The 11,494-nt window shown below is 71.3% G+C and carries 8 protein-coding genes and 1 pseudogene; 4 read left to right on the top strand and 5 right to left on the bottom strand.

Annotated elements, in window-relative coordinates:
* Position 1: 1 nt before the first annotated feature.
* Positions 2 to 1,657, bottom strand: a complete 1,656-nt coding sequence (locus ABZ552_RS12220; protein WP_281880602.1) for an alkaline phosphatase D family protein — start codon at positions 1,655 to 1,657, stop codon at positions 2 to 4.
* A gap of 54 nt (positions 1,658 to 1,711) precedes the next feature.
* Positions 1,712 to 4,330, bottom strand: coding sequence for a LuxR C-terminal-related transcriptional regulator (locus ABZ552_RS12225; protein WP_281880601.1), 2,619 nt, complete (start codon positions 4,328 to 4,330; stop codon positions 1,712 to 1,714).
* Positions 4,331 to 4,555: 225 nt separating this feature from the next.
* Between ABZ552_RS12225 and ABZ552_RS12230 the strand changes: the two genes are divergently transcribed.
* The 3 genes from ABZ552_RS12230 (at position 4,556) to ABZ552_RS12240 (ending at position 7,448) form a co-directional block, all read left to right on the top strand.
* Positions 4,556 to 4,969: a hypothetical protein gene (locus tag ABZ552_RS12230; RefSeq protein WP_281880600.1), complete on the top strand. Its 414-nt coding sequence runs from the start codon at positions 4,556 to 4,558 to the stop codon at positions 4,967 to 4,969.
* Positions 4,970 to 5,018: 49 nt separating this feature from the next.
* Positions 5,019 to 6,371, top strand: a complete 1,353-nt coding sequence (locus tag ABZ552_RS12235; RefSeq protein ID WP_281880599.1) for a VWA domain-containing protein — start codon at positions 5,019 to 5,021, stop codon at positions 6,369 to 6,371.
* 297 nt (positions 6,372 to 6,668) lie between these two features.
* The gene (locus ABZ552_RS12240) at positions 6,669 to 7,448 is read left to right on the top strand and encodes an alpha/beta hydrolase (protein ID WP_281880598.1); all 780 of its coding nucleotides are present in this window, start codon (positions 6,669 to 6,671) and stop codon (positions 7,446 to 7,448) included.
* 35 nt (positions 7,449 to 7,483) lie between these two features.
* Here the strand turns inward: ABZ552_RS12240 and ABZ552_RS12245 are convergent, their stop codons facing one another.
* The 3 genes and pseudogenes from ABZ552_RS12245 to ABZ552_RS12255 all read right to left on the bottom strand — a co-directional run.
* Positions 7,484 to 9,271: an FAD-dependent oxidoreductase gene (locus tag ABZ552_RS12245; RefSeq protein ID WP_281880596.1), complete on the bottom strand. Its 1,788-nt coding sequence runs from the start codon at positions 9,269 to 9,271 to the stop codon at positions 7,484 to 7,486.
* The gene (locus ABZ552_RS12250; RefSeq protein ID WP_357436986.1) at positions 9,264 to 10,358 is read right to left on the bottom strand and encodes an FAD-dependent monooxygenase; all 1,095 of its coding nucleotides are present in this window, start codon (positions 10,356 to 10,358) and stop codon (positions 9,264 to 9,266) included. Before ABZ552_RS12250 ends, ABZ552_RS12245 begins: the two co-directional genes overlap by 8 nt.
* A pseudogene (locus ABZ552_RS12255) lies at positions 10,325 to 10,675 on the bottom strand (oxidoreductase); the annotation flags it as partial. The pseudogene ABZ552_RS12255 and the gene ABZ552_RS12250, both read right to left, overlap by 34 nt.
* A 160-nt stretch (positions 10,676 to 10,835) precedes the next feature.
* Here ABZ552_RS12255 and ABZ552_RS12260 point away from each other — a divergent pair.
* Positions 10,836 to 11,480 (top strand): TetR/AcrR family transcriptional regulator, encoded by a 645-nt coding sequence (locus ABZ552_RS12260; RefSeq protein WP_281918621.1) that lies wholly within the window; start codon positions 10,836 to 10,838, stop codon positions 11,478 to 11,480.
* The last annotated feature ends 14 nt before the right edge of the window (positions 11,481 to 11,494 follow it).

The raw sequence follows: 11,494 nt of genomic DNA on the forward strand, positions 1-11,494 counted from the left end.
GTCAGCGGTGGCCGCGATCGGCGTCGGCCTGGCTGGCGGCATCGGGCGCGGGCGGTGGGGCGGGCGGGTTTCCGGAACTCCATGCTTCGGTCACACCGGGAATCCCGTTCTGGACGACATAGCTTGCGCGAGTGTGGATGGGCGCGCCGGGACGGCGCACATAGGGCACGACGCGGAAGTCGTTGCGCCATAGCTGATGATCGAGTTCCACCCGGACATAGCCGCGCTGGGCGTTGAAGAATTTGACGTCCGGGTTGGCCGCGAGCAGCCTGCGGCCTTTGTCGCCGAAGTCGGCTCCGTCGCCGTTGCTGGTGATCGAGGTGCCCGTGAATTCCGCCGCGACGACCGGCGACCCCGGATCGGAGTAGTCCCGCCGCAGGTCGGCGGCCTGGTTCTCGTGCCGGTCGCCGGTGATCACCACCAGGTTTCCGGCGCCGCGCGCCGCGGCGGCGCCCAGCACCGCGTTGCGGTCGGCGACATAGCCGTCCCAGGCGTCGGTGGAGACGGCGACCCCAGGACCCGGATCGGAGTCGTTCTGGCTCATGCCCACCTGATTGCCGAGCACCTGCCAGCGGGCCGGCGAGTGGGTCAGCCCGTCGACCAGCCAATCCCGTTGCGCTGCACCGAGAATCGTGCGTTCCGGCGCGAACCGCTCGGTGCACCCGCTGACCACGCTGTCCGAACACACCTGCGGTGTGCGGTATTGGCGGGTGTCGAGCATCGTGATGTCCGCGAGGTCACCGAACCGGAAGCGTCGATGCAGCCGGACCCCCGCGGCCGACGGCAGCTGTGCCAGCCGCAGCGGCTGGTGCTCGTACATGGCCTGGAAGGCGGCGGCCCGCCGACGGCGGAACAGGGCGGGGACGCCCCAGATGTCCAGGCCGATGCCGGGGGAGTCGGCGGCCCAGTTGTTGTCGACCTCGTGATCGTCCATGGTGACCAGCCACGGGAACGCGGCGTGCGCGGCGCGCAGCGGTTGCTCCGATTTGTACAGCGCGTAACGCAGCCGGTAGCCGGGCAGGTCCACGGCCTCGTCGCGGAAATGCGGACCCATGGCGACGCCCGCTCGCCCGCGCAGCCAGGCCCGCTCGTAGATGTAGTCGCCCAGATGCACGACCAGGTCCAGGTCTTCCCGGCTCATGTGCTCGTAGGCGGTGTAATAGCCGGAACTCCACGATTGGCAGGAGGCGAACGCGAACCGTAGCCGCGCCAGAGCCTGTCCGGGTGCCGGGGCGGTGCGCGTGCGCCCCACCGGTGACACGGCCGAGCCCGCCCGGAATCGATAGAAATACCAGCGGTCCGGCGCCAAGCCGTGCACCTCCGGATGCACGCTGTGGCCGAGCGCGCGAGTGGCCACCGCGGATCCGCGGGCGACCACCTGGCGGAAGTGCTCGTCGTGCGCCACTTCGTAGTCGACCGTGACCGGATCCACCGGCATGCCGCCGAGACCGTCCGGCGCCAGCGGGTCCGGCGCCAGCCGCGTCCACAGCACCACGCCGTCAGGGGCGGGATCGCCGGATGCGACGCCGAGGGAGAACGGGTCGCCGAGCCGGCGCGGGGCGGGAAAGCGGGCGCTGCTCGCCGCCGCGGTGCCCGCCAGGACCGCCATCGACCCTGCGGCGCCGACTCGGAACAGTTCGCGACGTGAGAGGGCCATATCCCAGCGTAAGGCCGCGCTCAGCGGCGGGAAGGCGCCGCGGGCGCCGGTAGCTCAGAGCAGGCCGCCGCGGCGCGCGTGGTCGAGCGCGTCGACCCGGGAATTCGTGCCCAGCTTGCCGTAGATGCCGCGCAGATGGGTTTTGACGGTGTTGACCGAGACACCGAGGTCCTCGGCGATCTGCTGGGCGGTGCGGCCGGACGGCAACTGCTTGAGCACGGTCATCTCGGTGTGGGTCAAGGCGGGATAGGCGGGCCTGCGGCGCGCGGCGGGATGCCGCCGGATCGACTCCGCGAAGCTCTCCGCCCGGCCGAGACGGCCCGCGTAGCTGTCCAGCAGCGGCATCGCGGCGGGCACGTCGAGAAACGGCCGCAGGAGCCGGTGCGGCGTGGCGGACCCGAGCGCGTACTCGAGTGCGGTGAGGGCTTTGGCCGGGGCCCGGGACTCGTGCTGCGCCGCGGAGTACAGCAGCCATCCGGTCACCGCGCTGACCGGACGCAGGTCGCCGGCGCGATCCAGGAGCGGTTCGAGAACCGCGCAGGTCGCCTTGCGACGATCGGCCACCGCGTGCAGCGCCGCATCGGCCAACCGCACTTCGGGGACTTCCCCGACGATGCCGCGCGCGCGTTCGACCAGCAATTGCGCCGTCCTGGCATCGTGCACGCGCAGCAGCGCCCACACCACCGGCAGGATCAGGCTGCCCGTCGCGGCGGGCACCGCCCGGTGTTCCAGCAGGGCGAGCAGGCTGCGGCGCAGCGCGTCGACCGCGGCGGACTGCCCCTCGGCCCGCTCGAGCTCCAGCAATCGGCCCACGACGTGGCCGCGCCAACCGGCGACCGGTCCGCAGGAGCCGTCGTGATCGACACGCTCGGTGCGGAGGGACGCGACCTGAGCCGCGTCGGGCGTCTCGCCTTGCAGGTAGGCGCCGTAAGCGGCGACGGCGGTCGCCTGGACGGCGTCGGTGGTCTCCAGCAGCCCGTGTTCCTCCGCTATCGCCAGCGCGCGCGCCGCGCGATCACGCATCGCGGTGGCGGCGTCGACGGCGTCGGCGGCGAACGCCAACCGGGTCAGCGCCCGCAGTACCAGGCGGGGACGGGTCGCGTGCTCGGCGAGTGCGAGTCCGGAATGCAGCAGCTGTTCGCCGCGTTCGACCGCGCCGCCGGCGATGAAGGCGGTGGCGATCTGGATCTCGGTGTAGGCGTCCAGATCGGGGTCGCCGGTCGGCGCGACGTCGTCCGGGATCCGGGACGGAACGGTCCCGGTGGTCGCCGCGACGTCGATCGTCGCGGCGAGCGTGAGCGCGTCGAGCCGCTCAGGGGAGGCGAAGGAGACCTTCGCGGCGCGCCGCGCCCGCGCGGTGTCCAGGCAGGCCACCGCGGCGGCGGTGCTGCCCGCCACCAACGCGTCGACGACCCGCACCAGCCACAGGAACGGGTCGTCGAGCAGGTCGGGCGCCGAGCGGGCGAGCTGATCGAACAACGTCGCGCCCATTCCGTCGAGGACCATGCGCAACGCGCAGGTGGACAGGAATTCGCGGAGCTGGTCGGGGTCCGCGCCCGCGAGCTCGTGCGGCAGCGCGGAAGCGGGCAGCCCCGCCGAGCGCAACCAGCGGGCCGACTGGCGGTGCAGTTCCGCGCACAGCTGCGGCCCCAGGCGGCGGGCCTCGGCGAGGAAGAGTGCGCGCACCAGCGGATGACAGGAGAACCACACGTCGCCGTCGCGGACGACGGAGGCGATCGGGAAGTCGATGCGATCGAGCTCGTAGAGATGATGCCCCGCACCGCCGCCGACGAGTTCGTCGGCGAGTTGCTCGGTGAACGCGACGGGAATGCTGGTGTAGGTGAGGAACTGGCGCAGTGCGGGCGGCAGTCCCGTGACGAGTTCGCTTGTCAGGTAGTCGGCGATCGCGCGGGCCGGGCGCGCGAGCACGGTGAGCGCCGCGGCGCGGTCGTCGGTCCTGGCGGCCACCTGGGTCGCGGCGATGCGCACTAGTGCGGCCCAGCCCTCGGTCAGGGTGCACAGCGTCTCGAGTTCCGCGCCGGTGAGTTCGCAACCGTGGTCCCGGCACAGCGTGTCGATCTCGGCCGGGTTGAAGGCGAGTTCGCCCGGACCCCACCGGGTGAGCCGGGCGTGCAGGTCGAGGACGTGCCAGCGGATCGGCGGGGCGAAGCGGGCGCACAGCACCGTCGTGACCGTCGGTGGGGCATGGTGCAGGAAGTGTTCGAGGCCGGCGAGCGCGAGCGGGTCGGTGAGCATATGAGCGTCGTCGAGCACGAGGACCGTCCGCGTCGTCCGTGCCGCCAGGGTTTCGACGAGCGCCGCGGCCTGGGCGCTCGGCGGTCCGGGGCATGCGGTGACCGCGATGTCGAAGCGTGCGTGCAGCGCGGTCCACAGGGCCGTCGCATCGTCGAGCTGATCGGTGACCGTCAGCCAGGCGACGTCGGATCCGCTCGCGGCGCGCCGGGCGGCCCAGTCGGCCGTCAGTACGGTTTTCCCGGTCCCGGCGGGCGCGCAGATCAGCAGCACGTGTCCGTCGCGAGCGGACGACAACCGGTCGGCGGCGGCGTAGAGCTCGGGCCGGGGCATCGGTGTGAACGGCAACGCCGGTATCTCGGCGGCGGATTGCGCCGCGGCGGGGACGCGGCGTAGAGCGGGGACGTGCGAGGTGGTCACCGTGCCTCCCGGGCCGTGTGCTGACAGATCACTACCGCGCCTCGGTAGCGGAACTTACCCAATGGGAAGTCGGCTCGATCCCCTCATGTGTCGTCGTTATGGAATTTTCATTTCGCGAGCCCGCGAAAAATCGGAGTCACCCGAAACGGGTGAAGTGCCGAACGGTGTGACTGGTGGAGATTCGGAAGGCGTCCGTCCACTACTTCCCGAGAAAGGGGGCGACCGATGACGCACATGACCGAACCGGAGCCACACCCCGTCCGCCGTGGCATCGCGGCGGGCACGTCCATAGCGGCCGCGATCCTGCTGCTGACCGTCGGTGTGCTGTCGATCTTCGAGGGCATCTCGGCGGTCGCCGAGGACGACCTCATCGTCGTCGGCGCCGAGTACGTCTACAAGTTCGATACCACGACCTGGGGCTGGATCCACATCGTGATCGGCATCCTCCTGGTCATCGCGGCGCTGGGCTTGATGACCGGCGCGACGTGGGCGCGGGTGGTGGCGATCTGCCTGGCGGCCCTGTCGATCATCGCGAACTTCATGTGGCTGCCGTACTACCCGGCGTGGTCGATCCTGGTGATCGCGCTGAACATCGTCGTGATCTGGGCGGTGGCCACGTGGCGGCCGGAAGCCGTCTGACCGCGCGGACATTCGCGGCCGCGCGTCCGCGGACGGCACACTGGAGGGCGTGCCCACCCTGAGCAAAGGGGCGAACGCGCCCGTCACCGTGCCGGCTGTGCGCGCGGTCCTGGAATGGTCGGCCGGCCCCGGCGTGCCCGCGCCCGACTTGTCGGCGCTGTTGCTGAGCGCGGCGGGCCGCGTCCGGTCGGACGCGGACTTCGTGTTCTACAACCAACCCGAACACCCCGGCGGCGCCGTCCGGTACCTCGGCGGGCAGGGCGCGGCCGACGCGGTCGAGGTCGACTTGGCTCGAATCGAGCCCGGCGTCGACCGCGTCGTGGTGTGCGCGTCCGCCGACGGCGCGCCGTTCGGGCGGATCGCGGGCTTGCGTCTGCGGCTGCTGGACACGGCCACCGGCGCCGAGATCGCGCGTTACGACATCGCCGCGGGACCGGAGACGGCATTGCTGTGCGGGGAACTGTACCGGCGCGCCGGAGCCTGGAAGTTCCGTGCGGTGGGGCAGGGCTGGTCGAGTGGATTGGCGGGACTGGCAACGGATTTCGGCATCACCGTCGACGACGCGGAACCTGTCGCACCGCCGGTGCCGGTGCGGGAAGTGCCCCCGCCCCCGCCGCCGATGCCCGGTGTCCGGTTCACCGAGGACGAGAACCGGTTGCCGGTCGACATGCGCGAGCGGCTGTCGTTGCGCAAACAACAGGTCGCCGTCTGCCTGGACAAGCACGGGCTGGGCGGCCTGACCGCACGGGTCGTCCTGGTGCTCGACGCGTCGGGGTCGATGACCGGCCTGTACCAGTCCGGCGTCGTGCACCGCGTGGTGGAGCGCATGGCCGCCGTCGCGGCGCAGCTGGACGACAACGGCGCGATGCAGGCGTGGACGTTCGCCAGCAATCCCGCCCGCCTGCCCGATCTGCGCGTCGGCGAGCTGCCGCAGTGGCTGGAGCTGCACGTGCGCTGCGGTCAGTTGTCCTTGTTCGGCGGACGCAGGCCGGCCAGGGGCTTGCGTGACGGCCAGGTCGACATGCGCAAGGTCGGCATCCTCAACGAGGAGCAGAAGGTGCTCGCGGAGGTCCGCGCGTTCGTGCGCGCCGAACCGGCGCCGGTCCCGACGCTGGTGCTGTTCTTCTCCGACGGCGGCATCTACAAGAACCGTGAGATCGAACAGCAATTGCGAGAGGCGGTGGCCGAACCCATCTTCTGGCAGTTCGTCGGTCTGGGCAGTGCGGGCGGCTTCGGGGTGCTCGAACGCCTCGACACCCTCGGCGGCAGGCGCGTGGACAACACCGGATTCTTCGCGGTCGACGACATCGAGCACGTGCCGGATCCGGAGCTCTACGACCGCTTGCTGTCGGAATTCCCGTCTTGGACGCGCGCCGCCGCGCAGGCGGGCATCCTGCGCTGACCGGCAAGCCGCCGCGGCCGGAAAAATCCTCGCGCGGCTGGAGTTCGGCGCATCCGATGAGCGGGTTCCGGTGTGTTCCGACGGCTTGCTTCATGGAAAGCCTTGCGGCGCTTGCCTACTCCGGTGATCGGGAATCGGAGCCTCCGCCGCGGCGTTCCGGCGACACCTGCGCGGCGAGTAGCGTTCCGGCGAGCAAACATCGCCGATCGATCGGTGAAGTCGGTCTTTCCGCTGTCACCGTAGGCGAGGTTGTGGTATCCACCTTCCGGACCGCACTACGAAATCGAAGGGACGCCAATGCCCAGCAAGCCCCCGATCGTTCTTCTGCACGGTGTCACGATGTCCGAACGGGTGTGGGACGACGTCACGCCCTTGCTCGCCGCCCGGCACGAGGTGATCACACCGACCGCGCTGGGCCACCGGGGCGGCCCGCCCGCCCTGCGGCGACCGGCGCGGGTCGAGCATCTGGTGGACGATATCGAACGGCGGCTGGACGGGCTGGGGCTGCGCCGGGTGCACATCGCGGGCAATTCGCTGGGTGGCTGGATGGCGATCGAATTGGCCCGTCGCGGTCGAGCCGAGACCGTCTGCGCGCTCTCGCCCGCCGGGTTCTGGGAGGCCGGGGACCGCAGCCGCTCGGCCGCGACTCGCCGCATCGCTCGCGAGGCGATCACCGGGCAGCTGTTCGGCTTCCTCGCCCCGCTGGGGCTGCGCAGCGCGGTGGTGCGGCGGATCGCGTTGCGCAACATCGCCGTGCACGGTGATCGCCTCAGCGCGGCGCAGGCCATGACCTGCTTACGCGACCTGCTGGGATGCACCGTCACCGCAGACTTGCTCGGCACCGACGAACAGATCGCTCCGCTCACCCCGTTGCCGTGCCCGATCACCGTGGCCTGGGCAGAACACGACCGGGTGCTGCCCGAACCGGTCCACGGCCCGATCGCCCGGGTGCGGCTGCCGGAGGCGGTGTTCTCCGTGCTGCCCGACACCGGTCACGTGCCGATGATCGATGACCCGCGGTTGGTCGCGCAGACGATCCTGGCCACCACGAGCAGCACCGCCGCCGAGGCGTCCTGAGCGAGACCGGACGGGCATTCCGCGGCGCCGCCCGGTCACACGTCGAGCAGGTGGGGCAATCCGGCGCGGTAGCGGTCGGCGTCGATGCGTTTCCACGGCTCGAACACCGGCAGGGACACCAACGGAAAGATCGGCACGCGGGGCGCCGGGTCGTCGGCGGCGTCGAGGATCGCGTTGGCCGCGGCGCGTCCGGATTCGTTGGCGCCCTCCATCGTCGCGAGGTCGATGTTGTTGCGCACGTGGTCGCCGCCGAAGAACAGGTTCGGAACGGCGCAGCGCGCCTGCGGGCGGTGGTCGTAGGAGCCGACCGTGTTGACCAGCAGCGGGGTCTCGTTGTGGATGCCGCTCGCGCTCCAGCTGATCCCGGGGTCCAGATGCCAGGAGCGGATGTCCTCGGGACGCAGCCAGCCCGTTCCGGTGTTGAGCCATTCGGCGAGCTGGGCCCACACCTCTTCGGCGATCTCGGCGGCGGTGCACTGTTTGGCCGGACGGCGGAAGCGGATGCCGGGGGAATCCCAGTCGGAGATGTCCACCGAAAGGCATTCCCGCACGGTGCCGTCGCCGTAGCGGGCGGCGAAATCGCCCACCCACATCGGCGCTTGCCGCAACGCGGTGAGCGCCCACGGCGAGCCGAGCGCCGCGATGTGACCTTCCGGCAGCTCGGTGGGACGGGCGAGGTAGTACTGGATGCCGACCATCCAATCGGTACGCAGCTCCCGCATGCCGGCCAGATGCGGGTCGGCGTCGAGGATGTCCTCGCTCAGCAGCGGGACCGCGTTGTCCACCGGCATCGCGCACAGATACCAATCCGCGGTGACCGCGGTGGCGCGGCCGCTGGGGTCGGTCACCGTCACCGAGGCGATCCGGCCGTCGCGCAACCGCAGCCGCGTCGCCCGCTGACCCATCACGAACTGCACGCCCCGCGACCGCAGATATGTCACCCACGGATCGATCCATGCCTCATTGGTGGGGCGGTTGAGAATACGGTCGATACCGGCGGAATACTGCGGGATCGCCCCGCTGCCCGCCAGCACCAGCGCCTCGCCGATGGTGCCGATCGTGCGGGCCGAACTCACTTGGGGTTTGGCCGCTACGGTGATCCGGGTCAAGGCGCTGACCAGGTATTCGCGATAAGCCGGTGACTTGCCCTCGGCGCGCAGGATCTGCTCCCACGTCACGTATTCCCACTGCCCGAATCGACGTTCGGTACAGGAGGTGAACCAGACGACCATCTGTTTGGCGAAGAAGGCGAGTTCGGCCGGTGGCAGTTCGGGAACGAAGCCGAAGGCACCGATCAGGGTGTTCTGCAACCGCTGCGGGTCGAGCTGGTCGAGGCCACCGAATTCGACCGGCGCATAGATCGGCGGCCTGCCCCGGAAGCCCGCGACGGTGCCCTCGACCCGGACCAGGTTGCCCGCGACGCCATCGGGATTGCCCGGGAAGGGAATGCGCCGCATGGTGTCCGGAAGGTTCTGATAGCAGCCGGGAAAGAACCGGAAGCCGTGCTCGCCGGGCAGGTCCGCGCGGCCGCCGGTGCCGGTGCCCGGCACGCCCATGCTGCGGGCCTTGCCGCCGAGGAACGCCGGTTCGTACACGGTGACCGCGTAGCCGCGCTCGATCAGTTCGTGTGCCGCCGACAGCCCGGCGACTCCGCCGCCGAGGATCGCGACCGATTTGCCTGCGGTGCGCGACCCTGGCGTTCGGCGTGCTGCGGGGGCGGCGTGCGCCGGCGCGGCGGCGACGGCCATTCCGGCCGCGAGCGTGCCGCGCAGCAGGTCGCGGCGGGTGAGGTCGATGGTCGGCCGAGGACGCGAGTCATGCATGTCGATCTCCTGAAGATGCCGCGAGAACGCGCCGCGGCGGCCGGGACTGGATGGCGTCGGCAGGATCGGGGCGCGTGAAGGCGCAGGCCTCCCTCCGTTCGGCGACCGCGTCGCGGCATTCGCCCACCAGGTCCGCGAGAACCGGCCAGGGAGCGCGCCACGATGCGCGCAGCGCGCCCGCCGCGAACGTCGCCGCGCGTGCGGGAGTGAAGACATCCGCGGGAGTCACGGTGCGGGAGAAGATTTCGGTGACCGCGTCGGCCAGCGCGGGGTCGGAGGCGGCCCTGCGATAGAGCTCGATCTCCAGGGGGCGCATCGCCGTGCCCCGGGCCAGCCGGTTGGTCCACTGGTAGACGCCCAGGCATTCCCGATCGCGCAGCTGTTCCCACGCGGCCAATGCGGTGTCGAGGTGCTCGGTGTCGTCGAGGGCCGGTGCGGTGAGTTCGCCGAGCAGCCGGCCGTAGCGCAGCGCGTCCCGGATGCCCTGCGCGGTCACCGGGTCTTTGAAATGGCCCGCGTCGCCGGGCAACGCCCAGCCCGGGCCGGTCGAGCGGCGGAAGTAGGAGGCCAGGCGCGTGGCCGAGCGCACGCGTCCGACCCTGCGGCAGTCCCGCAGGCGCCGCTGCAGCCCCGGCAGCCGCTCGATCGCCTCCTGATAGCGGCGCTCGGCGCGCCCCGCGCCCGGTTCGCCGGGGTGCGCGGGCGGCTGGACGAGGCTCAGCAGCAAGCCGTCGTCGCAGGGGAACGCGGTGCCGAGATCGGAACCGGACCGCCATTGGGCCGCGATGTGGCGCTGGTCGGGCGCGCCGTCGTGCCAGTACGCGAAGTAGCAGTCCCGTCCGCTCGGCGCGGACAACCGAGGCCGGGTGACGCCGACGAGCCGGGCCACCGTGCTGCGACGTCCGTCGGCTCCGACGACCAGGCGGGCGCGCACCTCACGAGCGCCACCCCGTCGGCATAGCGGACGCCCACGCAGCGATCGCCCGACCACAGCAGGTCGGTGACCCGGACGCCCTCGCGAACCCGCGCGCCGGCGTCCACGGCGGTGGCCACGAGCGCGGCGTCCAACCCGGTCCGCCGCACGCACATCGCGTAGTCGACGCCGTCCACCGGCGTGAACGACGACCGGACATGATAGCCGCCGCCGTCGGCGAAGGCCGTGGTCAGCGGAGGCGCGCCGAGCCCGAGGACACGCTCGAGGGCGCCGGCGCGGCGCAGTTCGGCAAGGCCGCCGGGCCACAGCAGGTGCGTCGAGAGGGTGTCGGAGGGAAAGCGCGCGGAGTCCAGTGCGAGGACCTCACGCCCGGCCCGCGCGAACGCGATGGCGGCCGCGGAGCCCGCGCAGCGGGCGCCGACCACCACCACATCGGTGTACTCGATTGCCGGAGAGGGGGATCCGCGCATGCCCGAACACCTCGGTCACATAGTCTCGGACACTGTGTCCGATCGATGGTGAGCGGTGGCCGTCCGAATGTCAATATCGGTGCCGTGTCGGCAGAATGGGGAGACGCACCCGACCCGGCACAGCCGAGCAACGCGGCCCCGCGCCGCAGAGAGGAGCCGGATGCCCTCGCTGACCCGCGTCCCCAGAAACGCACGCAAACCGGTCGACGATCGGCGCGCGGAGTTCGAGCGACGCGTCCTGGCCGCCGTGGAGGACCTGCTCGCCGACGGCACGCCCTACACCGAGATCGCCGTGCACCGGATCGCCGCCGCGTCGCAGTCGGCGCGGTCGACGTTCTACCGGTATTTCCCGGACAAGAGCCGACTGCTGATCCGCATGGCCGAATTGGCCACGGCGGATCTGTTCGAGGCCGCCGAGCGCTGGTGGATCGCCGAGCACACCGGAGGGCAGGCGGGTGTGGTGGCGGCCGTGCGGACCATGATCGCGGGTTTTCGCGAGCACCGGTCGCTGCTGCTGGCGCTGAGCGAGGTGGCGGCCTACGACCGCGACGTCGGCGCGTATTGGCGCGGGCGGGTCGCATCGTTCGTGCGGGTGGTGCGATCGCGCCTGGAGACCGACCGGGCCGAGGGCCGGATCAGCCCGGCGATCGACCCGCACGCCACCGCCGTGGTGCTGACCTCGATGGTGGAACGCGCGATCGCCGCGGGCTTCTCCTCCGGCTCGGGCGTCACCGACGACGCGCTCGCCGAGGCGCTGGGCCGGGCGATCTGGTTGACGGTGTACGGCGACGCACCGCAGCGCTGACGGAACTCCCGGCC

The sequence above is a fragment of the Nocardia sp. NPDC019219 genome, assembly GCF_040632645.1.
Classification (GTDB): Bacteria; Actinomycetota; Actinomycetes; order Mycobacteriales; family Mycobacteriaceae; genus Nocardia; species Nocardia sputorum.

Coding starts and splice junctions, on each gene's coding strand:
- ABZ552_RS12230 (WP_281880600.1), top strand. CDS start 4,556: ATGACGCACATGACCGAACCGGAGCCACACCCCGTCCGCCGTGGCATC.
- ABZ552_RS12220 (WP_281880602.1), bottom strand. CDS start 1,657: ATGGCCCTCTCACGTCGCGAACTGTTCCGAGTCGGCGCCGCAGGGTCG.
- ABZ552_RS12260 (WP_281918621.1), top strand. CDS start 10,836: ATGCCCTCGCTGACCCGCGTCCCCAGAAACGCACGCAAACCGGTCGAC.
- ABZ552_RS12240 (WP_281880598.1), top strand. CDS start 6,669: ATGCCCAGCAAGCCCCCGATCGTTCTTCTGCACGGTGTCACGATGTCC.
- ABZ552_RS12245 (WP_281880596.1), bottom strand. CDS start 9,271: ATGCATGACTCGCGTCCTCGGCCGACCATCGACCTCACCCGCCGCGAC.